The sequence below is a fragment of the Streptomyces sp. NPDC059917 genome, from assembly GCF_042730635.1.
Lineage (GTDB): Bacteria > Actinomycetota > Actinomycetes > Streptomycetales > Streptomycetaceae > Streptomyces.
Map to the genome: position 1 here is coordinate 78970 of NZ_JBHWLC010000001.1, position 24970 is coordinate 103939.

At 67.3% G+C, this 24970-nt stretch carries 29 protein-coding genes, 1 tRNA gene and 4 pseudogenes; 15 read left to right on the forward strand and 19 right to left on the reverse strand.

The window, feature by feature from the left end; all coding sequences use genetic code 11:
• The first annotated feature begins 218 nt into the window (after nt 1-218).
• The 3 genes from ACFWAR_RS00345 (at nt 219) to ACFWAR_RS00355 (ending at nt 1617) form a co-directional block, all read left to right on the forward strand.
• Nucleotides 219-449, forward strand: a complete 231-nt coding sequence (locus tag ACFWAR_RS00345; RefSeq protein WP_385772019.1) for a hypothetical protein — start codon at nt 219-221, stop codon at nt 447-449.
• Between the two features lie 38 nt (nt 450-487).
• Complete coding sequence (locus tag ACFWAR_RS00350) at nt 488-775, forward strand: hypothetical protein (RefSeq protein ID WP_385772020.1); 288 nt, start codon at nt 488-490, stop codon at nt 773-775.
• A 476-nt stretch (nt 776-1251) separates the two neighbouring features.
• Entirely contained in the window at nt 1252-1617 is a 366-nt protein-coding gene (locus ACFWAR_RS00355; RefSeq protein WP_385772021.1) for a hypothetical protein, read from the forward strand.
• Nucleotides 1618-1763: 146 nt separating this feature from the next.
• Here ACFWAR_RS00355 and ACFWAR_RS00360 read toward each other — a convergent pair whose 3' ends face one another.
• The 3 genes from ACFWAR_RS00360 to ACFWAR_RS00370 all read right to left on the reverse strand — a co-directional run bounded on the left by ACFWAR_RS00360 (nt 1764) and on the right by ACFWAR_RS00370 (nt 3230).
• The gene (locus tag ACFWAR_RS00360; RefSeq protein WP_385772022.1) at nt 1764-2066 is read right to left on the reverse strand and encodes a hypothetical protein; all 303 of its coding nucleotides are present in this window, start codon (nt 2064-2066) and stop codon (nt 1764-1766) included.
• 66 nt (nt 2067-2132) lie between these two features.
• Nucleotides 2133-2654 carry a hypothetical protein gene (locus tag ACFWAR_RS00365; RefSeq protein ID WP_385772023.1) on the reverse strand — a complete coding sequence of 174 codons (522 nt, stop codon included), beginning with the start codon at nt 2652-2654 and terminating at the stop codon, nt 2133-2135.
• A gap of 78 nt (nt 2655-2732) precedes the next feature.
• The gene (locus ACFWAR_RS00370) at nt 2733-3230 is read right to left on the reverse strand and encodes a hypothetical protein (RefSeq protein ID WP_385772024.1); all 498 of its coding nucleotides are present in this window, start codon (nt 3228-3230) and stop codon (nt 2733-2735) included.
• Between the two features lie 1284 nt (nt 3231-4514).
• On the opposite strand from ACFWAR_RS00370, the gene ACFWAR_RS00375 reads away from it, so the two are divergent.
• Nucleotides 4515-5072 (forward strand): hypothetical protein, encoded by a 558-nt coding sequence (locus ACFWAR_RS00375; RefSeq protein ID WP_385772025.1) that lies wholly within the window; start codon nt 4515-4517, stop codon nt 5070-5072.
• Nucleotides 5073-5690: 618 nt separating this feature from the next.
• Here ACFWAR_RS00375 and ACFWAR_RS00380 read toward each other — a convergent pair.
• Genes ACFWAR_RS00380 through ACFWAR_RS00390 form a run of 3 tightly spaced genes read right to left on the reverse strand, consistent with a single transcriptional unit; the run spans nt 5691 to nt 7030 of the window.
• Entirely contained in the window at nt 5691-6050 is a 360-nt protein-coding gene (locus tag ACFWAR_RS00380) for a hypothetical protein (protein WP_385772026.1), read from the reverse strand.
• Nucleotides 6034-6432 carry a DUF6193 family natural product biosynthesis protein gene (locus ACFWAR_RS00385; protein WP_385772027.1) on the reverse strand — a complete coding sequence of 133 codons (399 nt, stop codon included), beginning with the start codon at nt 6430-6432 and terminating at the stop codon, nt 6034-6036. Before ACFWAR_RS00385 ends, ACFWAR_RS00380 begins: the two co-directional genes overlap by 17 nt.
• Nucleotides 6419-7030 (reverse strand): hypothetical protein, encoded by a 612-nt coding sequence (locus ACFWAR_RS00390; protein ID WP_385772028.1) that lies wholly within the window; start codon nt 7028-7030, stop codon nt 6419-6421. The genes ACFWAR_RS00385 and ACFWAR_RS00390 overlap by 14 nt, the downstream gene beginning before the upstream one ends.
• A 230-nt stretch (nt 7031-7260) precedes the next feature.
• On the opposite strand from ACFWAR_RS00390, the gene ACFWAR_RS00395 reads away from it, so the two are divergent.
• Entirely contained in the window at nt 7261-7716 is a 456-nt protein-coding gene (locus ACFWAR_RS00395; protein ID WP_385772029.1) for a hypothetical protein, read from the forward strand.
• Here ACFWAR_RS00395 and ACFWAR_RS00400 read toward each other — a convergent pair.
• Both ACFWAR_RS00400 and ACFWAR_RS00405 read right to left on the reverse strand, forming a co-directional pair.
• Nucleotides 7698-8099 carry a hypothetical protein gene (locus tag ACFWAR_RS00400; protein WP_385772030.1) on the reverse strand — a complete coding sequence of 134 codons (402 nt, stop codon included), beginning with the start codon at nt 8097-8099 and terminating at the stop codon, nt 7698-7700. The two genes, ACFWAR_RS00395 and ACFWAR_RS00400, sit on opposite strands and share 19 nt — an antisense overlap.
• Before the next feature lie 120 nt (nt 8100-8219).
• Complete coding sequence (locus tag ACFWAR_RS00405) at nt 8220-8789, reverse strand: hypothetical protein (protein WP_385772031.1); 570 nt, start codon at nt 8787-8789, stop codon at nt 8220-8222.
• Between the two features lie 880 nt (nt 8790-9669).
• Between ACFWAR_RS00405 and ACFWAR_RS00410 the strand changes: the two genes are divergently transcribed.
• The 5 genes and pseudogenes from ACFWAR_RS00410 (at nt 9670) to ACFWAR_RS00430 (ending at nt 13836) form a co-directional block, all read left to right on the forward strand.
• Nucleotides 9670-10233 (forward strand): hypothetical protein, encoded by a 564-nt coding sequence (locus tag ACFWAR_RS00410; RefSeq protein WP_385772032.1) that lies wholly within the window; start codon nt 9670-9672, stop codon nt 10231-10233.
• A 160-nt stretch (nt 10234-10393) separates the two neighbouring features.
• A complete protein-coding gene (locus tag ACFWAR_RS00415; RefSeq protein WP_385772033.1) occupies nt 10394-11338 on the forward strand; it encodes a hypothetical protein in 945 nt (314 codons plus the stop codon).
• A pseudogene (gene istB / locus ACFWAR_RS00420) lies at nt 11335-12125 on the forward strand (IS21-like element helper ATPase IstB). Before ACFWAR_RS00415 ends, istB begins: the two are co-directional and overlap by 4 nt.
• A 59-nt stretch (nt 12126-12184) precedes the next feature.
• The gene (locus ACFWAR_RS00425) at nt 12185-12994 is read left to right on the forward strand and encodes a leucine-rich repeat domain-containing protein (RefSeq protein WP_385772034.1); all 810 of its coding nucleotides are present in this window, start codon (nt 12185-12187) and stop codon (nt 12992-12994) included.
• Nucleotides 12995-13677: 683 nt separating this feature from the next.
• Nucleotides 13678-13836 carry a hypothetical protein gene (locus tag ACFWAR_RS00430; RefSeq protein ID WP_385772035.1) on the forward strand — a complete coding sequence of 53 codons (159 nt, stop codon included), beginning with the start codon at nt 13678-13680 and terminating at the stop codon, nt 13834-13836.
• Between the two features lie 63 nt (nt 13837-13899).
• On the opposite strand, the gene ACFWAR_RS00435 is transcribed toward ACFWAR_RS00430, so the two are convergent.
• Nucleotides 13900-13976 (reverse strand) — tRNA-Met (locus ACFWAR_RS00435).
• A 181-nt stretch (nt 13977-14157) separates the two neighbouring features.
• On the opposite strand from ACFWAR_RS00435, the gene ACFWAR_RS00440 reads away from it, so the two are divergent.
• Nucleotides 14158-15495: a hypothetical protein gene (locus tag ACFWAR_RS00440; RefSeq protein ID WP_385772036.1), complete on the forward strand. Its 1338-nt coding sequence runs from the start codon at nt 14158-14160 to the stop codon at nt 15493-15495.
• Nucleotides 15496-16005: 510 nt separating this feature from the next.
• On the opposite strand, the gene ACFWAR_RS00445 is transcribed toward ACFWAR_RS00440, so the two are convergent.
• The 5 genes and pseudogenes from ACFWAR_RS00445 to ACFWAR_RS00465 form a co-directional block, all read right to left on the reverse strand.
• Nucleotides 16006-16668 (reverse strand): hypothetical protein, encoded by a 663-nt coding sequence (locus ACFWAR_RS00445; protein WP_385772175.1) that lies wholly within the window; start codon nt 16666-16668, stop codon nt 16006-16008.
• A gap of 397 nt (nt 16669-17065) precedes the next feature.
• Nucleotides 17066-17659, reverse strand: a pseudogene (locus ACFWAR_RS00450) (transposase family protein); the annotation flags it as partial.
• Nucleotides 17660-17791: 132 nt separating this feature from the next.
• Nucleotides 17792-18598 (reverse strand): hypothetical protein, encoded by an 807-nt coding sequence (locus ACFWAR_RS00455; protein WP_385772037.1) that lies wholly within the window; start codon nt 18596-18598, stop codon nt 17792-17794.
• 44 nt (nt 18599-18642) lie between these two features.
• On the reverse strand, nt 18643-19008 hold the full coding sequence (locus ACFWAR_RS00460; RefSeq protein WP_385772166.1) for a transposase: 366 nt from the start codon (nt 19006-19008) through the stop codon (nt 18643-18645).
• Nucleotides 19009-19173: 165 nt separating this feature from the next.
• Nucleotides 19174-19386 (reverse strand): hypothetical protein, encoded by a 213-nt coding sequence (locus ACFWAR_RS00465; RefSeq protein WP_385772176.1) that lies wholly within the window; start codon nt 19384-19386, stop codon nt 19174-19176.
• Here ACFWAR_RS00465 and ACFWAR_RS00470 point away from each other — a divergent pair.
• Nucleotides 19300-19744, forward strand: a pseudogene (locus ACFWAR_RS00470) (hypothetical protein). The gene ACFWAR_RS00465 and the pseudogene ACFWAR_RS00470 sit on opposite strands and share 87 nt — an antisense overlap.
• Here the strand turns inward: ACFWAR_RS00470 and ACFWAR_RS00475 are convergent.
• Entirely contained in the window at nt 19701-20492 is a 792-nt protein-coding gene (locus ACFWAR_RS00475; protein WP_385772038.1) for an IS5 family transposase, read from the reverse strand. The pseudogene ACFWAR_RS00470 and the gene ACFWAR_RS00475 sit on opposite strands and share 44 nt — an antisense overlap.
• A 461-nt stretch (nt 20493-20953) precedes the next feature.
• Here ACFWAR_RS00475 and ACFWAR_RS00480 point away from each other — a divergent pair, with 461 nt between their 5' ends.
• The gene (locus tag ACFWAR_RS00480) at nt 20954-21319 is read left to right on the forward strand and encodes a transposase (RefSeq protein ID WP_385772039.1); all 366 of its coding nucleotides are present in this window, start codon (nt 20954-20956) and stop codon (nt 21317-21319) included.
• Nucleotides 21320-21631: 312 nt separating this feature from the next.
• On the opposite strand, the gene ACFWAR_RS00485 is transcribed toward ACFWAR_RS00480, so the two are convergent.
• Nucleotides 21632-22285 (reverse strand): IS701 family transposase, encoded by a 654-nt coding sequence (locus tag ACFWAR_RS00485; RefSeq protein WP_385772040.1) that lies wholly within the window; start codon nt 22283-22285, stop codon nt 21632-21634.
• A 124-nt stretch (nt 22286-22409) separates the two neighbouring features.
• On the opposite strand from ACFWAR_RS00485, the gene ACFWAR_RS00490 reads away from it, so the two are divergent.
• A complete protein-coding gene (locus ACFWAR_RS00490) occupies nt 22410-22709 on the forward strand; it encodes a hypothetical protein (RefSeq protein ID WP_385772041.1) in 300 nt (99 codons plus the stop codon).
• Between the two features lie 128 nt (nt 22710-22837).
• Nucleotides 22838-23161, forward strand: a complete 324-nt coding sequence (locus tag ACFWAR_RS00495) for a hypothetical protein (protein ID WP_385772177.1) — start codon at nt 22838-22840, stop codon at nt 23159-23161.
• Between the two features lie 21 nt (nt 23162-23182).
• Here the strand turns inward: ACFWAR_RS00495 and ACFWAR_RS00500 are convergent.
• The 3 genes and pseudogenes from ACFWAR_RS00500 to ACFWAR_RS00510 form a co-directional block, all read right to left on the reverse strand.
• Nucleotides 23183-24120, reverse strand: a pseudogene (locus ACFWAR_RS00500) (IS5 family transposase); the annotation flags it as partial.
• A gap of 72 nt (nt 24121-24192) precedes the next feature.
• Nucleotides 24193-24462, reverse strand: a complete 270-nt coding sequence (locus ACFWAR_RS00505; RefSeq protein ID WP_385772042.1) for an RNA polymerase sigma factor — start codon at nt 24460-24462, stop codon at nt 24193-24195.
• 88 nt (nt 24463-24550) lie between these two features.
• Complete coding sequence (locus ACFWAR_RS00510; RefSeq protein WP_385772043.1) at nt 24551-24934, reverse strand: hypothetical protein; 384 nt, start codon at nt 24932-24934, stop codon at nt 24551-24553.
• Between the last annotated feature and the right edge of the window lie 36 nt (nt 24935-24970).

Below are 24970 nucleotides of genomic sequence, written 5' to 3' on the forward strand. Positions count from 1 at the left end.
CTGCCACGTTGCGCCTCGGAGTGCACTCCTGGGGGTGACGGCATGATGCCGGCAGCCGTGTTCGCCGCGGTGTTCGCCTCCCATGTCTGGGCGGATCATTGCTGGCAGACGGACAGATGGGCAGGGGCGAAGGGTCGTCCCGAGCCCGATGCCGATGGGCCGCCAGCGGCCGGGTCGGGGTGCGCTCTGCTCGCCATGTCGCTGTCCATCACCTGGTCATGGCCCTGATGCTCGCGGTGACGACGGTCCTGCTCGACCTTCCCGTCGGTTGGGCCGGGGCCACGGCGGGGATCGTGTTCTCGGCCGTCACCCACGGTTTCCGGGACCGCCGATGGCCGGTGAAGGCATGGATGGTCCTGACCGGCAGTGGCGAGTTCGCGAAGAACCCGCAGGGCCGATGCTCCGTCGACCGGCCCAGCATGTCTTCTGCCTGTGGATCGCCGCCTTGACGATCACCCTGGTGTGAGCTCTGGGGCAGGATTCGGTCATGGAATATCGGATTGAATGGCCGGCGCCCATGGACGAGTACGACTGGGCGACTCAGGAGGCCAAGGGCTGGATGGATGTGACCGTCGCGTGGGGCGGTGGCGGGCGAGTCGTTGAGGTGTACGACCCGGTTCGACTTGCGCAGTCCGTAGCCGGTGAAATCGACCGGCTGGGGCACTTCACGGCTGGGAATCTACTGGTGGTGGCGAGCGTGACGCGCGCGAACGTTGAATCTGCCATTTCCGCGATTGCGGACGAAGGCTTCTTCGATCGGGCGTCGTCCCACTGACTTTGCCCGGGAACCTGAGCCAAGCCGCAGAGCGTGGCGAGCTCGTGGCTCACGCACTGGGCCTTGTCCTTGGCCGCCAGGACCGACAGGGTCAGCTGGTGACGCTCCTTGAGCTGGCTGAACCCTTCGTGAGTTCGGGCGAGTTCGCTGGTGAGTCGCTGGTTGAGGTCCCGCAACCGAGCGATCCGCGCCTCGCCTGGGTCGGGTTGCCGGCCCGCGGCCAGGCTGCGGCCCGCCCTTTCTCGAACTCGTCCTCGAGGTGGCCCCAGGTGCGATAGGGGGCGCCGCGGGAGATACCGGCCTCGCGTGCGAGCGTCTTGACGTCACACGCTCCGCCGGGAGGGATCTGACCGATGAGGAACCGGTCGATAGCCGCGCGGATCCGCCGTTCGGCCTGGTCACGCTGCTCTGCGCTGAGCCCCACGTCACCCCGCCCTTCTCGTGCGGTTGTCAGTCACGCCAAGCACAATGTGCCCATGAGTTATGACCTGGCTGTCTGGGAAGGGCCGAGCCCTGCCAACGATGCGGCGGCCAGCGCGGCCTTCGAGGATCTCCATGCTGAGTTCATGGGCGGCCGGAGCGTCGCGCCAACCGCATTGATCAGGCAATACGTCGGCGAACTGGTGACGCGCTGGCCCGACCTCAGTCCCGATGACGACGACGAGGACGAAGACGCGAGCCCCTGGTCCGATGGGCCGTTGATCAACAATGCCAGCGGTCCTCTGTTCTACTTCGGAATGCTCTTCAGCAACTACCAGCAGGCCGCGCAGTTCGCTGCGGAGCGGGCCCGAGCACTCGATCTCGTCTGCTTCGACCCTCAGGATGGGCGCCTCGTCACCTGACCACGTCGTCACGGGATGCCAGCCGCCTGGTCGATCGCTTCGAGGGCTCGTATGGAGCGCTCGTGTTCGGCCCGCAGCCGGTTCTTCTCGCCGGCCGGGATGCGCGGGCCGGCCAGCAGGACGGTGCTGTTGTCCGCCGCGGTCTGTCAGACGGGCCGGTGCGGGAGGTGGTGAGTGGCCTGCGGGCAGCGGGAGCTGTCACACAGCCCCGTGAGCGGAGCCGCCGCTGACTTGGCGCCGGACGGCTTGGGACACGGGGCTTCGGCCGGGCCCTCGCACCAGCAGTAGTTCGCGGTGGAGAAGTGCAGGACCGCGGCCTTCTTCTTGAGCAGCAGTTCGACCTGCCGGTCGGTGACCATCTTTGCCGGGCCTGGATCGTGTCCGCGGAGTTCGTCCTCGACCGTGCGGAAGGCGGCCATCAGAGCGTCCGCACCGGGATCGGCTGGCAACTGACCGTCCTGAAACTGGCGGAATGCCTCCAGGCTCCGGCGCATTTTCTCGTCCGCCTCGGCTCTCTAGTCATCAGCCGCGACGAGGAGAGTGAGCGTCGCTGCCTGGCGGTCGATGAGGACGAGTTCGTGGTAGTCGATGTGGATGGGGCCATAGTCGTGGAACGCGTCCTCGGGAAGCTGCCCAAGCAAGTACCGGCTGGTCGCCTCGCGGATCGGGAGGTAGATCTCCTGATGCAGGCGTGAGGCGAGCGAATCCGGGATGTCTCCATGTTGGTTGGCCCATGAGTGGATGACGTCGATGGCCCTCACGGCGTCGACAGTCTCGTAGGTATCGGGGGCGATGCGGTCAAGCCACCACTGACCGTGCCGCGGCCAGTCTTGAACGCCCGCTCCGTCGTACGTGTTCCGAAACTGAGGATGGGCGATCAAGGCGGCCAGCACGTCTCGGTCGTCCAGCACCTTGGACGAGAGCTGGAAACGTGTGGCGTCGATCCAGCGGTAGCCATGGGAGCCCTCTCCGAAGTCGAAGTCTCGGAAGTTGATGAAGGGGCTATCCACGTGGACGAGAGCGGGCACTGGTTCCATGATGTTCATCGTAGGTCTCGGGGGTACTCAATCCCATTGGAAATCTCTGGCCTGACCAGCGACGATTCCTGATCGTTCTCATGTCCGGCACCCGATTTTCCCTCGGCTGCACGGCTCAAGAAGTCGTGCGCCGGATGACTTCGGCGGCGAGGGTGAACAGTGCGATGGAGCGGTCCTGCCGGGGCCGGATCCCGATCTTGTGGAGACGCCGGCCCAACCGGTCGTCGCCGAGGGATGTCCTGGGCGGCCGTCGGGAAACAGCCGGGGGACGTCTTCGGAGGCTCCGATCTTGGCTTTGCCCCGGCGGGTCACGACGAGCTCGCGGACGAGTGCGGTCAGCGGCTCGGGTAGGGCGATTGGCGAAGTGCCGAACGTGATCGCGACGGTGCCGTTGTCGAGGTGGACGTCGTCGACAGTGAGCCGGCCAATGGTGGCGATCTTCTGCGCGTAGAGGACCAGCAGCAGTCCGGCGACGCGGTCCGGGGTGGACAGGGTGTCGTCGTGGAGGAGCCGTCGGACGTCTGACCAGCGCTTCTCGCTGTCGATGGTGCTGAGGGGGCCCGTCCAGCGGACCATGGCGTAGGTGAGGCCGCGGGCGTGCCGGTGCTGTACCGTCCAGCGGACTAAATGGCCGGTCTTGTCCCGGAAGCTGGCATCGGCGTCTGAACGCCATCGCTCCAGGCCGGGCTGTGTACAGTCGCCAAGCGTCAGGCCGTTGCCGATCAGACGGTCGAGGAAGTTGGCCGCTGCGGTGACGTGACAGCGGACGTTCAGGGCTTGGAGATGGGTGGTGTGTTCCTTGCCGAGGCGTCGTCGCAGTCGCCGCAGGTGATGCCGGCCCGCGTACCCGTGCAGGATCCGGCGCTCGGTGGGACCGTCGGGGGCCTGAACTGCCGCGGTGATCCAGCCCTCCAGGGCGACGAGGCGTTCGTCGCGGGGCCGGCAGTGCTCCGGTGGTGACCATGACGCTGCGGAGACGGGTGAGAACTTTGCTCACGGGTAGTTCGTCGAGTGTTTCGTGGGTGATGGGTCGTTCGTCGCGGTCGATCTGCCGGAGGAGGCTGCTGACCTTCGAGCTCGATAGCCAGAACATCGTGCCGGTGGGCCGGAGCCCAGCACCAGGCGGCCCGACGACGCGTTGACCTGAAGCTCCCACGAGGCCGACGCCGACCGCTCGTCCAACGGCCCGGACAACCGCCGGTCCGCGTACGTGCCCAGCGCGGCCACCAGGTTCTGGCGCGAGGCGAAGACCCCGATCGCGTGATGCCGCAGATGAGTCGGCCGGTCCCGGGCCGCCAGAGCGTACGCGCGCCACGAGTTCGGCGAGGGGGCGCCATTCGACGGCAATGTACGCCGCCACGTGTTCACCACCCGCGTCGCCCGCGGGCCGTCCGAGTCCCCACGGCTGCCAGCCCTCGGAAGCGAGGAGATGCACCAACACGGACCGGGACGTTGGGCCCGCGACACGACCTCCATCAACTGGTAACTCCACAACCGATCAACAGGAGCTGAGAGATGGGAGACACGCAAGGAAAGCAGAGACGAACTGGATCCGGAACGACCACTGCCCCCAGGTTAAGGCTGCCGCCGACGCCAAGCCGGTCCTGATGGCCGCCGCCGACCCGGACGCCGAGCCGGTCGCGCACGGCACCCGCGACGGGATCAATGCGCGCCCGGCAGGACGCCTCTGCCTGGTCGGTTGCGGTTCGCGTGATCGTCAGCGAGTGTTGTCCCTGATCAGGGCAGCTGCGATCGAACAGATCGCTCCGCGACAGCCGTCGTAGACGCTGCTGGTCTGACGGCGACGTACATGGGCACGAGGCTCCGTTGCCGGGGCCTCCAACGGCATGGGGGCTCTCCATGGGCATGAACAAGGCGGCCAGGACCGAGTGGTGGGAGAGTCTGCCTGCCGGGATCCGCGACGAGATCGACGGATACATCCTCCAGGACTCGCTGCTTATGGCGGCGAAGGTCATCACCGACATTGGCCTCGTTCCCCATGGCATAGGGGTCGGTACCGCTCAGCTGATCGCCAATGATCGCTATCTCCACTACGGCAACCGGATTGCCCGCGAACCGGAGAGCCCCCTCGACCTGGAGTCGCTGGCCTATCGGGCGGCCGGATGTGGGGGCCGCGTCGTGGCGATTGAGGCGATCTGGGACGGTGACACCGTCCACGACTGGTTTGTGCGACTACTGGCCATCACCGCTGACCCGGCGGGAGAGGCTCAGATGGCCACCGTCTATTGGTCGACAGCTCAGCAGTACGTCGGCGAACAAGAGGATCGCCACAAGCGCCACCCCGTAGCGGTGGCTGCAGAGCGGGCTGGTCGTGCCCTTGCTGAGCACCTCTCAGTCCCGTTCCACTTCGCCAGCCCGGACACGCCCGATGACGAGGCCCCACGCTGGCAGCCCTGAGCAACTCGGAGAGCTGGTCGCGGAGCTCGGCGACCTGTTGTTCAGGGTGTCCGATCTTCCGCTGAAGGGTGTGCGTGTCGGTGGGAGCGCCGAGGCCAGTGGCGCGCCAGGCGTCTTGGCCGAAGGCGTCGGACAGGCGTTGTTCGAGGCGGGCTGCGTGGCCCGCACGGCGGGTGTTGCGTTCGGTGAGGTTGGCCAGATCACTCAGCAGGGAGTTCCGGCTGACCTGCGGTCCGGTGGCGTTGTTGGGTGGTTGGCCGGCCTCGGCTGCCACGGCTGCGTGGAGGTCGCCGTGGCGGTGGATCAGGCTGCGGTGGCCGCCGGTCAGGCGGGCTACGGCGGAGACGCTGATCGGCTGGCCGGTGCGGGGCAGGTCGTCGAGCGCGGCCAGCACGCGCCTGCGGTAGCGGGTCGATTCATCGGTGCGGGCCTGGGCGAGCCGGTCGGCCGTGAAGGTCGGCTTCCTGCTTCTCGCTCGCGTCGAAGGCCACCGGCGGCCGGCCGGAGGTGGGCAGCCGAGCTGTACGGTACGGGACCGGCGCAGGACCGAGGCCGCCCGGCGGATCTCCTCGCGTTCTTCGTCGGTGAGGGTGTCGAGGTCGCTCTCGACCCTGCGGATCAGGCGCCGCAGGCAGCTGATCTCCTCCTCGGATGGTGTTGTGCCTCCGCCCGGGCCCAGGGGTTGAGCTCGTCGGCCGCGGCGAGCCGTTTCCGGTCCCGTAACTGGGTGTCCAGGTAGGTCCGCAGGTCCGGCAGGTAGGAGGGGTCGGCGCGGAACGGTACGGCGACCTGGCCGATCCGCATCCGGGCGTGCTCGTGGTCCAAGAGGGCCTTGGCCTCGTCCCACGATCGGCCGCCGTTTCGGTCGAACTGGAGGGTGACCAGCCGGTCGACGGCCTGACGCGTGCGCTTCTCGGAGACCTGTGATGGTGGAGTCGGGTATGGGAGCTCCCGGAATGCCTCAGCGAGCGTCTTCATGGGCCGCAAGCTGTTCGGGGGTCCCCACGAACGCCGGGCCGGTGCTTGACGGAAGCCTCGCGATGACCATGGCGACGGCTTCTTCTGCAGTGGCCGCTGGACCAACCGACTCGTTCCGAAGGGGCCCGGACACCCAGTAGCCACCGCCCTTGGCTGGCTGGATGTAAGGGATGTCCCATGTCCAGCGATGCTCGGTGCAGCGGCTGAAATGCAGCTCTCCCATGCCTGTCCAAGGGAAAAGTCGTCGCAGGCGCGGCTCTTGGTGGGCAACGTCGATGAGTTCGTCCCGGACTCGCCCGTCACGGCGAACGGCCTGCCAGCCCGCTTGAACGATCTCGTCGCCTGAGGGCAGTGCGTTCATGTCATGGTCATCGAGGGGCACGGGCGTCTTCCTCCTGGTGGGGGTTGGTTCGGCGGCTGACGTCGGCGGCGGCAGCCGCCCAGTCGCCCGCGGCGGCCCACTGCCATGTGAAGGCGACGGTGATGTGGATGCCCAGGGTGCGGGCGAGGATCGCGGAGGGCAACTCTGTGGCGAGCTGGAACAGTGCGGTTGAGCGGGACACGGCGAGCCGGATGCCGAGCTTGCGGAGCCTTTCACCCATGCCCCAGGCGCTGATCGGGCGGCCCGGCTGGCCGCCGGGGTAGAGCCACGGTAACTCGGTCTGGGCGAGGACCGCGTGGCTGCGGCGGGCGGGGACCCGCTGCGGGGCCGGCCCGGCGACAGGACCGGGCAGCGCCACCGCGACATCATCGAGGTGGACGCGGACCGTCGCGGCCGTCACTTCGATATGGCCGGTGGTCAGCCGGGAGATCGCCGCTGGCCACTGGGCATGGAGGAGCAGCAGCAGGCCGGCCAGACGGTCTTCCTTCCGGATGGTGCCGTCGTGGAGCAGACGGCGAGCGGTGGTCCAGCGGGCCTCGTCGTCCATAGCCTGCCCGGAAGACACATGGCCAGCCAGCAACTCGGCCGCCGCCTCCACACCATCGGACTCCCCGCCGAAGTCGGACGGAGCGCGGCCCTGCTCGACCTCTGCGAGCAGATCCCCCGGGCGTTCTCCAACGTCTGCTCGGGATCAGCCCTGCGGCTGCCGATCGCTGGTCAGCCGGGGCCGCCGGGACCGCAAACGCAGCCGAGGTGGCTCTTCGACCAGACAGCTGAGACACATTGAGCAGCACCGACGTCTGCTCAGCGGGCTGCCATCATGCTCAAATGGCCCACGACATAATCTTCTTCCTCGCCCCTGACGACGAGACGGCCGCCTCGACCCGCCTGCGGGGACCTGGCGAGGACTTTGAGTCTGTTACCTGCCATTTCATTGAGCCGGACAGCGCCATCGCCGAGTGGGACATGTACTTCGAGGCACCTGCGGGCGGCGCCCCGCCACTTGAGCAGCTCTATGCGTGGCGGCCGTGGCCGGAGTGGGTCACCGCCCCCTTGAACGATGGCGTTGAGGTGTTCGCTCTGCCGAAGCGGCTGACCCGAGCGCTCGGCAAAGCGACTTCCGCCGAACTCGAAGAACTCGCAACCCGCTGGATCACGCGCCTCCGGTCTGAGGACGGCGACGATATGACCGACGATGATCTCCTTGTGGTCTTGCGGGGCGTTGCACGCCTCGCAGCGTCTGCGTCGAAAACGGGTGGCGGCCTCTACAGCTGGAGCTTCTGACGGCTCCCCCGCGAGGGCCGCTCCTTCTTGACGCCGTTGCACGCCAGGAGCTCGGTCCCAGTGGCGTCGAAGTACAGGGTGAGGAACCAGGACCGATCTGCTGCGACGATGTTGCCGGTACGCAGTTCCTCATCACGGTGCCGGGCACGGAGGATCTCAACGGTCCCGTCGAGGCCGACGGTCGTCAGGCCGATCTTCACCGACCGTCTCAGCCTTGTCGCAGCGATGCCGAAGACCATCCAGTGCGGGGCCCGTCCGTCGTAGACAGAGCATGACCTCGCCGCCGGCGCGATGGCGGCGCGCGCTGCTTCGTAGGCTCTGGTCCGGCCTTGGAGCATCGCGGTGATGTCGCGCTGACTTGGGGTTTCCTCCTCGGTGGCCATGCGGCGACTGCAGGGAACGGGGGCGTCGCTACGGGGTTCGGCGTGGCCTGCGCGGGGCCGTTGGGCCGTGGGGAGCCATCAGGCCGCCCACCCGGCGGAGGACGTTCGTCGATGGCGCTGCTACTTCGCGCTGATGGCCGCAGCCTGTGTTCGGCATCGTTCCAGCCCTGCCGCCACCTCTTCGTGGTCCGGGCCGTCCTGGGCGGCCAGGAGTTCGCCGGCCGCGGTCATTGCTGCCCAAAAGTCGCGTGGTGAGCCGCGCCCGTCCCGGAACCGGGTTTTGGCGAAGTAGAGGAAGATCTTCGTGAGCTCCCCGGTGCGAAACCAGGCGAGCAGGCTGCCCGGATAGCCTCCGCGGGCACCAGCAGCGGTTCCCAAGAGGTCGCGGATGCGCTCCTCGTGTTCCGCAAGTACTCGGTCCACGATGAAGACGTGCCCAAACGTGAGAAAGAGGGCGAGGTCCTCCTCCTGACCCACCGCGAAGTCCGAGAAGAGTGGTTCGGCCTCGCGGAGCCGGGCCTCGGCGTCAGCCCGGGGCACACCCAGGGCCAAGCACACGGCCAACAGACAGACACCCCATGTGCCGGTCCTCGCGGCCAGCTCGGTGAAGACCTCCTCGTCGCTGTGCCCTGCGGCGAGCATCTCCTGCGCCTCCAGAACCAGCGCGCCCTCACCCTCCCCGTGACCCATGGCGAGAGGCTACCGCGAAGGTGCGTCGGCCGAGTCGGCTGCCTTCCCCTCGCTCACCGAGGCAGCACGAAGCTTCCCGGCTGGCGGGGTACAAAGCGCAGCAGAGCCGGATTGCAGCCCTATTCCGCACACTCGAATATCCGAAGCTACCGACACTGGAGCAGCTCGCGACCAAGACGGGGAAGGCCAACTCCTTCCGCCCCGCCGATCACGGCCGTCGACCGGGCGGAGCTCGCCGCGATCCCGCGCGAGCGCATCGAGGGCACCGAACCGCCCGGCGGCCTCATCCCCCGGCCCTCTCGCAGCTGGTCACCTTCGCCGCGCACCGTGCCGAGCCCGTCCGGCCCGACCGCTGCGGCGACGCCTCCCACGACCTGCACGACTGCGCCGCCATCGTCAACGACAACGCCGGTGCGCGCCTGCTGAGGGCCACCCGCTCCCTCGACCCGCAAGGAGAGCCCGCATGAGCACGCCGACGTTCCACCCGGAGCTGCCCGAGTACGGCCCGGTGATCCTCATCGGGCCCGGCGGAGCGGGCAAGCCGACGCTTGCGGACGCCTGGCCTGCCTCGCAGGTCTGTTCCTGGACGCGCTGCGCGAGGTCGTCAGCGACGACTTCCCTGTCAGGTGCAGCATGTTGAACTGAAGCAGTCCGCCCAGTCGACCGGCCGGTGGTCTCGCGCAGGTGGCCGGCGATCCTTTTCTCGTTCCGCCTGTCGTACTCGGGCAAGGCGGTCCACCGACCCGTGTCGGCCAGGTAGCGAGCCTGGACCAACTCCTTCAGGAACTGACGGAACGGGAGCAAGAGGTACCGGACATCGGCCAGTGTCGGGATGCCCACTATGATCACGCTCTGACTTGCTCACGGGGGAGCTGAGGCCATGAAGAGACCGGGATGCCTGACGATCTCGTTGAGTGCAGCCGGCCTGCTGGGCCTGCTCGGCTGGGGCGCGACGTCGATGCTCGACTCAGCGTTCGGACCGCCGGACAACCATGTCGCAGCGACCGATCCCCGAGTCTGCCCGGAAACCCGGCACAACAACCTCTCCCTCGCCGATGCGACCAGGCACTTCGGACTGGCTGTGCCCACCGTCGCCACGAGCCTCGTCTTCACTGCCGAGGCCGGTGGTGTGCAGGGAGAGAGCGACCTGACGCTGCGATTCACCACCACGCCAGCAGATCTCGCCACGTTCCTCACGGCCAGCCATTTCGAACCACCGAGTGCGACCACGAAGGTACTTGAGGGTAGCTGGACCGCCTACAGTCCCGGAGCAGCTGTTCAGCCTGCCCAGGGCCCGTGCAGTCTGACCCCGCCGGTCAACCCCACCATGGTCTACAGCCAGGACAGTCCCGGCTATGCCAAGCGGACCAGTCCACGGTCCCTGGCAGTGGACAACACCGATCCTGCGCATCCCGTGGTCTGGGTTTCGGGTGCGGACTTGTGACCACTTCCGCCACCTCTTCGCTGTGATGGAGTCGGCGGTCAACGCCGGCGGTGCCTTCTGGGAGTGGGGCAGCGCGACACCGTTCATCACTCACACCTGACGCCACCGAGCACTCGAACGACACGCTGGTCGCGCGATTCAGTGCAGGTCATCCGGCATAGTGCAGAGAAGGGTCTTCGCCTCCTGCGGGCCAGGACGCGTTCATCGAAGGCCACGTCCACGCGCTGAAGACCCTGGGTGGCGTCCCTCGCGGCAGGGTCCGCTACGACAACCTGAAGGCGGCGGTCTCCCGGGTGATCGGGTTGGGACGCATACGGGTGGAAGCCGAACGCTGGACCCAGTTCCGCTCGCACCGGGGCGTCGACGCGTTCTACAGCCACGGCTCAAGCCGCTGCCGGAGGAAGCGTTCGAGACGGGCCGCTGGTTCACCCCGCGAGTGGACCGCTACAGCCAGATCACCGTCCGCACCAACCAGCACTCGGTGCCGGTTCGCCTCATCGGTCAGTCGGTGCGGGTGCTCCTGCACGCCAACGACCTGGTCGTCTACGACGGCCGCAACGAGGTCGCCCGGCACGAGCGACTCAGCACCAGGGGCGGCTCCCAACTCGTCCTGGACCACTACCTCGAAGCCCTCATCCACAAGCCGGGAGCCTTCCCCGGCTCGACCGCGCTGGAGCAGGCCCGTTCGGTGGGCAGGTTCACCCCGGTCCATGACAACTGGTGGGCGGCGGTCCGGTCGGCGCACGGAGATGCCGAAGGTACCCGGGCCCTGATCCAGGTGCTGCTGCTGGGACGCCACATGCGGCACGAACACGTCGTCGCCGGCCTGGCCGCGGCCTTCCGGGCGGGTGCCCTGACCGCGGACGCGGTCGCGCTGGAGGCCCGCAGGGCCGCCGAGGGCGACAGCCCAGCGCCACCTGCTCCGGCACCCGAGCCACCCGCCCCGGCGGTGGAGGAACACGCGAAGGTGACCTTCCTCGCCGACTACCGGCTGACCCATCTGCCGCCCGACACCCGGCCTCTGCCCTCGGTGGCCGCCCACGACCAACTGCTCAACCGCCGCCGGACCGGCGGCCAGGGCGCCAGCCAGGGAGAAGCGACATGACCGTCCCGCGCCAGCGCGAAATCACCGAAGAAGCCGCCACCACGCGATCGACCAGGCCTGCCGCATGCTGCGGCCGCCCACCACCCGAAGCCAGTTCCCCGACCTCGCGGCCGCGGCCTCCCGCGAGCAGATGTCCTACCGAGGATTCCTGGCCGAGCTACTGATGTCCGAGTGCGACGACCGGGCACGACGCCGCTCCGAGCGCCGGATCAAAGCCGCCGCCTTCCCCCGCGGCAAGTCCCTACGGGCCTTCGACTTCGACGCCAACCCCAACGTCGACCCGGCGGCCATCCACACGCTGGCCAAGTGCGAGTGGGTCCGCAAAGGCCAGCCGCTCTGCCTGATCGGCGACCCCGGGACCGGGTCCCACCTGCTGATCGCACTGGGCACCGAGGCCGCGATGAAGGGCCACCGGGTCCGCTACACCCTCGCGACGAAGCCCGTGAACGAGCTCGTCGAGCCCGCGGACGAGAAGCAGCTGACCAAGACCATCGCCCGCTACGGCCGCGTCGACCTCCTCTGCATCGACGAACTCGGCTACATGGAACTCGACCGCCGCGGCGCCGAATTCCTCTTCCAGGTGCTGACCGAGCGCGAGGAAAAGAACAGTGTGGCGATCGCCTCGAACGAATCGTTCGGAGGCTGGACCAAGACGTTCACCGACCCCCGGCTCTGCGCGGCCATCGTCGGCCGCCTCACCTTCGGCGGCAACATCATCCAGACCGGAACCGAGTCCTACCACCTCGCTCACACCAAGGCCCAAGCTGATCGCGCCGAAGTTGGCTGACCAGCAGCTCTTCCCCAAAATGCTGGGCCATTCGAGGAGAGCGCCCGTATGTTGGCGTCATGGTGGATGAGGGAGACCAGCAGCTTTTCGTGAACCGGTGGGGCGAATCGTCCGGTGCAGAGTCGGTTGGACGCGAGTTTGGCCAGGAGACCTGCCGCTGCTTCGACCAGCGCAAGCCGTATCCGCGTGCTCGGGTCGGCTTCCATGCCGAGCTACAAGACACCTCGGCTCCTGGCTGGCAGCACCTACTTGAGCTCATCGACGAGGCAGCCGCCGACGGCCGGGAAGAGTTCCGTCCCCTTGTCGAGCTCAGCCCCCAGGAACGGCGGCAGGTCATCACTCTGCCGCCGGCCATCCGCAAGCTGACCGCAGTCAAGCACCTCGTGCTCTACGGCAGCAACCTCGTCCGGCTCCCACCCGAAATCGGGGCAATGGCAAGCCTGGAGGAGTTCACCCCTTACACCTCCTACCGGCTGCACTGGTTCCCCTACGAAATCACCAGATGCACCCGGCTCGTGAGGAGCACGGTCAGCACGCGTTCTCTGTTCGGAAACTACAAGCTGCGGGCACCGTTCCCCCGGCTGGCACCCGCTCTCAGCTCGGTCGCAGGCCTCAACACAACGGGCTTGGACGCACGTCGCTGGGGCACGACAGCCGTCTCATCATGCAGCGTCTGCGACCAACCCATAGAACAGGGCGGACTCCATCCGGTCTGGATCTCCTTGCGCGTGGCCACGGATGTCCTGCCCCTCCTGGTCAACGCATGCTCTCCGCAATGCGTGGCCACCCTCCCCGAGGCGCCCGAGGACTACGTCCAATCCGCGCATACCGGCGGCCGGGTCAGTCAACCCGCAGCTGACTGGGACTGAACAGCAAGCGCCTAGTCGCACACGCAGGCGGCACCAAATCTCATTGACTTAGATCTTCGTTCTGCCGCCACACAGTGCCACAGGCGGAAGTATCGCGGTGGCCGAAGACCCGCCCGCGACGGGGGATGGACATGGGCAGCACGTACGTATGGCCGCGCGGGGCGACACCCGGCGACACGCTCCGGCTTGCGACGTGGCTGGCCGCGCACGGCTGGGAGGTCGACCCGACGGTCTACATGGTCAGCGGGGGGGGGCAGGTTCGCCGCATTGGGGCGGCCTGGGCTGATGGGGAGGCGGGACTGCTGATCCTGCCAGCGGAGAAGGTGGTTCACGACGGGACCCGGATGCGGATCGCGCCGCGGGCCGCCGTCCCCGCCCGCTGTTCGGCCTCCTACTTCGACTGGGAGGAGCCTGGGTCATCGCCGGTTCTCGATGGGCGTCCAGTTGGCCACACCGCGTACCTCGGGCGGAAGGTCGGGGTGATCGCGGCTGCCGCACGCCGTGGCGAGCAGGGTGCGCCAGCTCCCGAGTACCTCCTCCGGGGGTGGGCGGGTCTGCCTCATCCGGCTCGCTGTATACGGATCCCTCGGGGCGAGTGCCGTCCGGGCGGGTGTCGGCATCGGATGCAAGGCTGTGGCCTGCGGCAGTGGGCCGCCCATCGCGGACGGACAAGGGGGCCGGCCATGGACAACCAGCGAGTGAAGTGGGTACGCGCGGAGGACGGCCGGCCCATGGTGTCCGGGGTGAGTTACGACAGGCCCAGCGCCGAGCAACGCAAGACGGCACTTGAGGCCGAGGGGGCGAAGGACATCGAGATCGCGAAGGTGAAGCCCGGCCAGTAATCCACCGGTAAACCTGGAATGGGAACAGCCCCCTCGATCTGATGGTCGAGGGGGCTGTCACGTTGGTAGCGGGGACAGGATTTGAACCTGCGACCTCTGGGTTATGAGCCCAGCGAGCTACCGAGCTGCTCCACCCCGCGTCGGTGACACCACCCTACGTCACTAACCCCCGAGCTCCTGACCGAATTCCCCCAGGCCTGCGTCACCAGTGACTGGCCACCCCTGCGGTGTGGGCTTCTAGGAATGCTGAAGTCTTCTGGCTGGTAAGCCAGTTGCCCTCGGCGGGCAGTTGGCGGCCCGGGCCCAGCCGGAGCGTTGTCAGTGCTGCACGTGATCATCTTCGGCATGGGAAGAATCCGCCTTGACCTCGAGGAAGTGCTCCGCCGTACGTTGGCGGTGGGCCTTCAGCCTGTCGATATCGCGCTGTACGCGGGTACCGGCAAGCCGTTGGAACTGCGGTGCCAGAAGTGCCAGGCTGTCGACAGCTACCGGATCAGTGACATCGGCAGCAGAGGCTGCCGGCACTGTACGCCCCGTGAGCACAAGGTTCGCTGGACGAACGAGACAGCCTCAGCGCGGATGGCCGAGGCGCGTCTGCGCCCCCTGGGGCCGTACCCGCGCCGTACTGACGGGGTCTGGCCGGCCGAGTGCATGGACTGTGGTCGGGTGAAGCCCAAGCTGCGCTTCACGCAGGTCCTCAGCGGATGGCGCTGCCCTCATGTCAACCCGGGGAAGCCCCAGCTCTCTGAGGAGGAGGTCTTCGCCGATTTCGCGAAGGCCGGGTTGGTGATGCTCGGCCCCTACGTGAACACCACGACCGCGGTCGAAGCGACCTGCACCGGCTGCGACCGCACGGTGAGCCCGAGGCCGGCGCAGATTCGCCGCGGGGAGCGAGGCTGCGGGCCGTGCGGGGTGAAGCGGCGTTCCGCAACGATGATGTTGGACCACGCGGTGGCCGCGGCCGTGATGCGGCGGGTGAACCTCGTGCCGCGCGAGCCCTACCCCGGGTCCGAGACGCCCTGGGAATGCGACTGCCTGGTCTGTGGTGCCGTCGCCCGCCCGCGGTACGCCAACGTGCAGGCGGGCCAGGGAGGCCGTGACTCGTGCCGGCGGATCGCCCAGTCCTTGCGGCAGAGCGTGCCCAGCGCCAAGGCGGAGGCGGTCATGAGAGCGGCTGGCCTCGAGCCCCTGGAACCGTACAGCGGGAACGGCAAGGACCAGTGGCGGTGCAAGTGCCTGAACCCGAAGTGCGGGGCGATCACGGAGCCCCGCTACGCCACGGTGGCCGCGACCGGCAGCCGGTGCGAGATCTGCGTCCCCTACGGATTCCTGAGCTACAAGCCCTCCGTCCTGTACGTCCTGATGCACCCGGAGAAGGGGGCGGTGAAGGTCGGCATCACCAACACCACCGCGCGCACCGACCGCCTCGGCCGGTTCATGAGCGAGGGTTGGATCGTCATGAAGGTATTCCCCTTCGAAGTGGGTCGCGATGCCCGCATGGCGGAGACGCTTGTGAAGCGGCAGTTCAAGCCCTACGCCGGGTTCCTCGCACGAGGCCAGATGCCCAACGGGGGTGCGAGCGAGACCTACCCGCTGGCGAAGGTCACGGTCGAGGACCTGTGTGCTGCCGTGGATACGGCCGCCGGCGGAGCCGCGTAGGCCTCTGGCGTTCCCCCGAGTCAGCAGCCCGCCCAGTTGGCTCTGTATCCGTGGTTCAGGCACGGATTCCGTGAAGGTGGCCAAGAGCCGGTTACGTTCTGTGGTCGGTCGGAGTTCTGCTCGGGCCGCTGTGCTGGGCGGATCTCTGTGCGCGAGAATGTTCGGCATGACGACTTGAAGAGCACCAGCCGGGCGACAGCATTGGCGAAAGGTCGGGCGCTGGGACACGATTCCCGACGGTGATCGACGCGTCTGCGCCGACTGCGGAACGCCTGTCAGTTCCTACCAGTACCGTTTCCATCCGCCCGAGACTTCGATGTTCGAGCGCTGCATCGGACTCGCCTGGTGTGCAGGTTGCCGGATCTACTCCGGCAACATGGTGTACGTCCCGCGGAAGCGAGTCCTGGTCGATCTACTCGCCTCTCTTCCTCTTGAGCAGCGAGAACAGCTTCTACGTTCGGAGACGCGAGTGATCGAATTCCTGGACCGCCAGGCCCGACGCGGCAGAGGTTAGGGTCGGCGGCTGGCCGCGATCAGGAGGAGCCGCTTGCGCAGCAGCGGCAGTTTCGCTCTGCCGAATATGCTGCGTTTGAGGGCCTTCAGGTCGTTGACGCGGCCTTCAACGGGCCCGGAGGACCATTCGGTGCTCATGCCGAAGACGACGGCGTCGAGGTCGGTCATCAGCCCGGCGGCGAAGGAGGCCAGGCCGCACTGCTGGTCGGCGCAGACATCGGCGATCCATCCGGGCAGCCGGTCTCCTTCACGGTTGGTCATGATGGTCGCGAACGTCCGGACGTGGGTGGTGGCGGCCGTGAGCTCGGGCGAGCGGGCAAGCAGCATCTTGAGCTGCAGTTTGTCGTCGTCGTGCAGGTGGTCGGGGTGGCTCGTGATCCAGCGGATGGCTTCGCGGGGCGAGGGCGGCCGGGCCATCGGCGGACGGGTGGCCACGGGTCGGCGTCCGGGACGCAGCGGATGGACGTAGTCCCGCAGGGTCCTGTAGGCGCAGCGGGCCCCGCGTTCTTGCAGCTCGCGGTGGAGGATCGACAGGTCCGTACAGCCCTCGGCGATCCGTTGCTCCAGGTAGGGCCTGTAGCGGTCGAGTTTGCTGGTCCGGTCTTGCCGCTGGCCGTGCAGCATCGCCTCCGGGCTGGCCGCGCGAGCGTACTTGCGCACCGTGTTGCGTCCCAGCCCGAGCCGGCGGGCGACTTCGCGCAGGCTGAGGCCCTGATCGACCTGGCCGCGGACCGCGGCGTGGGTGTCGCGGAGCCGGTCGAGGAACTTCCCCGGCGGGTAGGCGTCGGGTGGCTCCTGGCCAACGGAGGATAGGGCGGGCTCCGGCTCGGGTTCGGGCGAAGGTTCCGGCTCGACGAGGTCGCGCAGGAGAGCCTGGTGGTGGGAGACCAGGCGTTCGACGGCTTCGCCGAGGTTGTGCCAGACATGCCATTTGTCTCCGCAGTGTTGGGCCTGCGGGGCGCCGGTGCGGGCGCCTTCGGCGAAGAATGCCCGCGCGGTCGCGACAGACGATCTCGACGCCGGGTTGCTCGCGCAGCCAGGCAGCCAGGGTTTCGGCCTCGCGGTCGGGCAGCAGGTCCAGGGGCTGGTGGGTCTCGCAGTCGATCAGGATGGTGCCGTACCGGTGGCTCTTCCTGGTCGCGAACTCGTCGACTCCCAGCACCCGCGGCACCGCCCAGGCCGGCTCCGGCAGCGCCATCAGCACACGCAGCACGGTCATCCGGCTGACCACGATGCCCAGCACCAGCCCCAGCCGGACCACAGCACGAGCGGCCAGAACGACATCAAGAGCACCAATGATCCGCTGCAGGACGGTCGTTCGCCGACCGTAGCGGCTGGTCAGCCCCTCGACTTGCTCAGCGAAGGTCACCCTCGCGCAGCCGCTGTGCTCACAGAACAATCGGCGCACCGACAACTCGATGACCACCAGCCGGGTGCCGACCGGAGCATCGGCGATCCTGCGTCCGTAGCGGCTGTGCACCCGTATCGACGATGCCCCGCACCCCGGACACGTGGCCGCTGTCCCGTCCTTCGTGCTCGCCGTGATGCGCAGCACGCCGCTCTCCACCACCGCGCGTTCCACCAGCACCGTCACCAGGTGCGGGAACACCAACTCCAGCAAGGTCTCACACGACCGAAGGATGATGCCCATGATGACGGAGCGTCACCGGCGCAGGGCAGCACGATCCACTTCACGGAATCCCTGCCTGAACCGTTTCGGCTCTGGTCCACTTCTTGTGGTGCGGCCACGCAAGGTAGTCAAGAGGTGATTGGGGGGCCTGTGTCAGAACGGCGGGTCGTCGCTGTAGCTGCCGCTGCCTGTCCAGTTACCGTCCCAGGAAGCGCGGGCGGCTCTGAGAGGGGCGTAGTGCTCGCGGGCTGCGATGTCGGACGCGTTCTCCAGTCCGCTGGTGTCGTGGCCCCAAGCCTTCAGCGCCTCCAGGACGCGGTCCCGGTGGTGTCGGTCAGTGCTGGTGGCCAGTAGGCGTCGAGCGTGGTCGACCAAATCGGCTTGGTATTGAGTGAGGAAGGGGTGCTCGATGAGGGGGATGGCGGTGACCAGGGCGATGTGGCGGACGTTGGCGTCGTCATGACCCAGGAAGGGACGAACAGCGGAGAAGATCGCCGGGCGTGCGTCCCGGAACGCCCGCATCGCGTCGTACTCGTCGAGGAAACCCCCGTCGAAGACGCGTTCGCCGGCAGCGACGCACTCGTCGTCGGCGTCGTAGGCCGTGTCGCCGAGCCAGTCGAGCAACTGCACAAGAGTCGGGCGGTGCTGTGTCCCGACGACGAGATTGTCGTCGCCCGCAGTGATGGCCGGATGGTTGAGGATGGCCGCGACGAAGAGCGCCACGGGCACGGTGGCCTCGTAGATGCTGTTCTGGTGGGTCACGGGCCCCAGCGCGGCCTGGAGAGCGGACTCCCTGATGACCGGATCGGGATCGGTGAGAAGCGTCAGCGCCACCGGCAGGTCTTCGCCGGTCCCGAAGGCTGTGTCGAGTACCCCCCAGTTCGTATTGCTCAGCAGTGTCTGGAACGGCGGGAGGACGGCAGGGTGAGCCTGCTCGTTCTGGCTGGTGCTGTGGGTCACAGGACGAGGCTATTGCGTTGACCAGCCAGATCTGTGCGCGGGTGTCACCTGTAGACCAGAACTCGTTTGCGGAGGAGGTCGAAGCCTGCGCGGCCGAACATCTGGCGCTTCAGCATCTTGATCCGGTTGACATGGTCTTCGACGACTCCAGAGTTCCATGACTGCGAGAGTCCGGCGGTAACAGCGTCGAGGTCGCGTTCCAGGTGCCGGGCGAATCGCTGGAGGCTGGGCAGGTCGGCGTCGGTCGCAGCCTCGATCCACGCCGGCAGTTGGTGGCCTTGCAGCTGAGTAGGCATGTGCGCGAAGGAACGGACGAGCCCGGCGAGTGCTTCCAGTTCGGGGCAGTTTGCAAGTACGGCCTTGAGCTGGATCCGGTCGCCCTCGGCCAGGGCCTCAGGACGGGTAAGGATCCAGCGGGTAACGGCGCGAGCGGATGGCGGCCGAGGGCCGACCGGCTGGGGCTTGCCACGTAGATTCCGGCTGACTTAGTAGTGTTGTCGTACCGAACCTGAGGGCGGTGTTTTCACTGGTCAGGCATAGGGTCAGCGATCTCGTGGGAGGGGTGGTCTGTCGTGTCATCGTTCCTGGGGAGGTCGTGGATGCTGTCGGTCGTGGGGTTGCTCGAACAGCGTGAGCTGGGTGCTCGGCGTCGGGTGGACGAGCTGCGGGAGGAGGCGGATCGCGTCCAGGCCGAGCTGGCCGTGGCCGAGCGGGAGTGGAAGGAGTGGGTCATCGCCCGCTCGCGGGTCGGCGAGGTGCTGGGGCCGGTGGACGAGATCGAAGATCATGCCCGGACTGAACGGACGGTGCCGGCCTGTGTGCGGGCCGAGGAAGCGTCATCGGCGTCGATGGCAGCGAAGGCGAAATTCGCCGGTGCCGGTGTGGCGCGAGGGGCTGGACTCGTCGGTGCTGTCGGCGGACTACCAGCGCATGCTGCAGGCCCTCACGGACCGCCATCGCCTCCATCAAGGGCCGCTGACCTGCCAGGAGATGGCCGTCTTGTTCGGCCTGGACGTTGTCCCATCGAAGGTCGAGGCGTTGCGGTCGAAGGCGAAGCGGCTGGTGGCGCGGGGCTGGCTGGCCGAGCGGCAGCCGGGCCGGTTCATGCTCGCGCAGAATACAACCGGGCCAGGCGGCGGGTCATGACCATGGTCATCGACCAGTGGACCATCGCCTCGGCGCTGGTCGTGCGGCGTTCGAAGTCGCGCACCAGGCGTCGGGTGCGCATCAGATGGGCGAAGAAGCGCTCGACGATCCACCGCTTGGGCAGCACCACGAAGCCACGCGTGTCGTCGCTGCGCTTGATGATCGCCAGGACCAGGGCGAGCACGGTCAGGCAGTGCTCGACGAGGCTGCCGGTGTAGCAGCCGTCGGCCCAGACGAGTTCCAGCCGGTGGTGGGCGCTGGCCACCTGGGCGAGCAGCACCTTCGCGGCGGCGCGGTCACCGATGTCCGCCGCGGTGACCATCACACCCAGCAGCAGGCCGAGGGTGTCGACCACCACGTGCCGCTTGCGGCCGTTGATCAGCTTGCCTCCATCGAAGCCGCGGCTGTCCGCGCCAACGACGGCGTCCGCCTTGACGGACTGAGAGTCGATCACACCGGCCGTCGGCTCTGCACCCTGCCCCGCCTTCTGCCGGACCTCCTCGCGCAGCCGGTCGTGGAACTCGTGGATCAGCAGGTGGTCGCGCCAGCGGCGGAAGAATGAGTAGACCCGGTCCCACGGTGGGAAGTCGGCCGGCATCGCCCGCCACTTGATCCCGTTGTCCACGAGATAGCGGATCGCGTCCAGTATCGCCCGGTGGCAGTACGCTTCAGGCTGCCCTCCCCGGCCCCGCATCCAGCCCGGTACCGGCAGGAGCGGCCGGACTACGGCCCATTCCGAGTCCGTCATGTCCGAGGGATACCGCCGAACACGTTCCGGGTGATCGGCCGCATTCCCGAACCGGTGAGCGACGCAATCACACGACAGGGCAACCGAGTTGAACTCCACCGGCGCAAGCACGTAGAACTGTGGCAACAGGGTCTCCTGGATCTCGGTTGGCTTCGCAACCCCGAGCTACCAAGAGGCCCTGCCTTCATGCCCACGGCAGGTCGCGATCACCCGAACGAGACTTCCGTTCGACGCCCACCCCTCAAGATCGGAACGACAACAGCTACTTATAGGCCCCACCTGGACAGGCGCTGGGCAGAGGGCCACACCAATGCCGTTCACCTGTACGCAGAGCTCAAAGAGCTGGGCTATCGGGGCAACCACCAGATCATCAGTAACTATCTGCGGCCGCGGCGCCGACGCCGTATCCGCGTCGTCGGGCCCGCGCCGCCAGGACTCCGGCAAGTCACCGGGTGGATCATGTGTCACCCCGACCACCTCTCGGAAAGCGAGAGCAAACAGCTGACGAAGTCCTCGCCCGTTGCCCGGAACTCTCGGTGGCCCACCGTCTCGTCCGCAGCTGCGCCGCGATCCTCTCCACCCGCACCGGCAAGCATCTGAAGGACCGGGTTGTCAGCGCGCGGGCCGAGGACCTTCCCGGTGTTCACTCCTTTGCCGTCGGCCTGGAGAAGGACTGGGACGCCGTTGTCCAAGGCCTGACGAGCCACTGGAACTCGGGTCCCGTCGAAGGTCGCGTCAACCACATCAAGATGGTCAAGCGCCAGATGTTCGGCCGCGCCAAGCTTCCGCTCCTGCGCAAACGGGTGCTTCTCACCGCCGCCCGATGATGACTTGCTCAGGCAGGACGAAGCCGTCTGAGTACGAACTCCGATGGCCAGCAGAGGGCTCGAACAACCACGTTGGTGACGACGAAGTACCCCGGACTGACCCATGCGTCCTCTTTGCTCACAAGCCCCGGACCGTCCTCGCGGTAGTAGCGACGCAACATACGGCGCAGCAACGGAGTCCCAGCCACCAACAGAACCGGTGCGGCAACGACTGCACTGACCGTCACGCCGAGCCGGATTGCATGGATCCTGGCGACGCTCTCTATCCGCATCTCTCCAGTCTGCCGATCAGAAGAGCCTCGTCCACCGCTCTCACGGAATATGTGCCAGAACCTCGTTCTCACCTACGTAGCCACCCACGGTGCCTCCACCCCGGCGTCCAGTGCGTCGGCGATCATCTCCCAGGCCTGGCCAGGCCAGGCGGGGTTTGGTCGCGAACTGCACCTCGTTGGGAATCCCGGTCTCCTGACGGCGTTCGGTATCGGTGCACCAGGAATGTTCAGGCAGGTGAAGCCGTCGGTCGATCAACGCTTGTCCCCGGCCGGTTGCGTAGGCGAGGAAGACGCCGACCTGACTGTTCTGGATACGTCCGACGGTGCCGGTGTGCTGCCGCTGCACGCCCGCCGAGGACCGACCATTCTTCATGAAGCCGGTCTCGTCGACGATCAGCACCCCACCGTCGCTGCCGAGGTGGTCGACGGCGTAACCGCGGACTTCGTCACGGACCGCATCAGCATTCCAGCGGGCACTTCGCAGCAGACGCTGCATCGGCCCGGGACGAGCGTGACCAGCCTGTTCGGCAAGCCGCCGGCAGTTCTTCCGATCCACGCCGGAGAGCAGTCCGAGCAGGTGCGCGCGGGCGCTGGCCCGCGGCTCCACGCGTCCCAACCACCCCGCGATCCGGCCCATGACCTGCTCGAACATCGCCCGCCAGCGGGCAGGCTCTACGCTTTTGCCCGCGGCCACCGCACGATCTTCAGGACTCCACACAAACCCCGATGATCACGCGGTGGCCGTTCCCGCTCCGGGTCCAGGGCAGTACCGAAATCCTAAACTTGGCCCGACGGCCCCTGATCGACAAGATGAGCGCGTGGACAGCGAACCTCTGCAGATCCCGCTCGATCAGCTCCGGCAGGCCTTCGAGCTGGCACTGCAACACATCGAAGCGTCAGCCGGCAGCACTGTGGCGCTCGAACACGACTACTTCTGGTCTGTTCCGGGCGGCGAACTCTACGACGTCCCCAACGAACCGAGAACGATCACGATCGGGCAGCTCTCCGAGTCATGGCAGCACCTTCAAGACCTACGCGCCGACCCGGATCGAGCCGTGGGGTACCACCTGGTCTGGCTCGCCGATGTCCTCCGCGCGATCGGACAGGACACCGCTTAGTAAGGAGCCAGCGCACGCACAACGTGACGTGGAACCACGAAGTCACACTGGAGTGCTGGGAGCCGTCCGGTCGATCACGGCACTGCCCCGTGCTCACGCAGCCGGGGCGGCCCGCGACAATGTGGGCCATGGATGCTGCTGAAGACCCTGTAACCGCAGTTACACGCCTGATGGACGAGCCGTGGGACCGCAGATGGAACAGCCTTGAGGTGGCGGGTGTCGATCTGGTGTCGATTTACACCAGGATGGAGGGCTGCACTTACACGTGGATCACCCATGGCGGCTCCCTCCACGAGCGGGGGATGGCGACCGTGAGGTTCATCTCTGACGAGATCGAGAGGGTCCTTCCCGATCTCGCCGAACACGCCAGCGTGCACGTCTGGCATTGGTTGCACCGGATAGCTCAACTGATGATCGCTCACAACACCGCACCGGTTGAGGCGAGTTCCTAGGAACTCGCCGATCGGCCATGCACGGAGCCATATGACGAGGCTTGCCGCCGTGATGGTGCCGAGGAAGACGTAACCACGCTTGTCATAGCGGGTGGCCACTGCTCGGTGGCTCTTGAGCCTGGTGATGGCCCGTTCGACGGTATTGCGCTTCTTGTAGAGGGACTCGTCAAAACCAGGCGGCCGGCCGCCGCGTGCGCCTCTTCGCAGGCGCGCGGCCTGGCTGTCGGCCTTTTCCGGAATCGAGTGCGGGATACCCCGGCGTCGCAGGTACTCCCTACGCGGCCGGTTGCTGTAGGTCTTGTCCGCGGCGAGGCCATCCGGCTTCTTGCGGGGCCTGCCCGGCCCGAGACGGGGAACGCGGATCTTCTCCAGCACCAGTCGGAATTGGGGACTGTCACCCCGCTGGCCGGCGGTGACGAGCAGGGACAGCGGACGGCAGCGCCCGTCGGCGCTCAGGTGGATCGTGCTGGTGAAGCCGCCCCGCGAGCGGCCCAGTCCCTCACCTGCCGCGCCACCTCCGCCAGCCAGCCGACCAGGCTTTGCCACAGAGGCTCGGACTGGCGTTCCGCTACGTCGCCCCCTTTTGAGGCGGCTGTGCCGGGCGCCGGGTCGTTGCGGGCGCCCGCCGCGTGCTGATGAGCGCGCACGCTCGTCGAGTCGACCGAGACCTCCCAGTCCACGTCGCCCGAGGCGTCGGCTACGGGTTGGACCTGCTGAAGCAGATTCTCCCAGGTGCCATCTGCGGACCACATCCGGTGGCGCTCGTAGACCGTCTTCCAGAGCCCGAACCGCTCGGGAAGGTCGCGTCACTGCATACCGGTCCGCACCCGGTGCGGAATCCCGTCGATCACCTGCCGACGGTCCCGCCATCGGCCACAACGACCATTGCTCACCGGCAGGAACGGCCAGAGCCGTTCCCGCTCGGCGTCCGACAAGTCACCACGCTGAGCCCGCCCCATACCCCGACCAACGAGTCAGGAACGAGCCGGCCACATGATCGGCCGGACAGCTCCTAGTTGACGACTACGGCATCAGCCCCATCGTTCCAGGTTCCGCCCCAGACGTAACTCGCTCGCGTGGCCGTGCCGGCGCGCCGACCTTCGACTGTTGCGCATGACGTTCGTCGCGATGCCGAAGAGCCACGCCCGTTGACTGACGACGCCGTCGAGCGTGTCGCGGCGCCTCCATGCTTCGAGGAAGGTGAGGGAAACGACGTCCTCGGCGCCCGCTAAGTCCGCGGTCATGCGCACGGCGTGTGCGTACACGGCTCTGGAGTGCGCTTCGTAGAAGTCTGCGAACATTTGGTGGTCCGCACTGAGTAGTGTCCGTACACCCCACCCCGTTGCGTGCGATCCACGTCACACTTGAAGGTGAAGTGTCCCGAGATGATCAGTGAGGCTCACCGCACGCGGTTTCGTCCCGTTGGGTGGTCACGGCCGCCCCAGGCCCCAAAGGCGTCTTGAGGGTGAAGGACCAGCACTGATACTCCGCCTTCGACCCCAGGAACGCCATGGCGACGCGGATCTCGTGATCGGTGCGTCGGATGGTCCACGGCTGCGGTGAGATGGCCTTGAGGTCCTCATCCGTCAGAGTTCCGTCCCGCGCCCGACGTTGGATCGCCTGACCGGTCTCCCTCGTGTCTATCTCCAGTTGCCGTTCCATGCGCGTGGCAGCGCCACGCGGGAGGGCCACTTCCAGCCACCAGACCATGCCGCCGACCACGGCCAGCGCGAGTACCGACAGGAGCAGCAGGACGGCGCCCCCCGCTCGCATCGCCGTGCGGCGTGCGGACGGGGGGCGCTGAGGGCC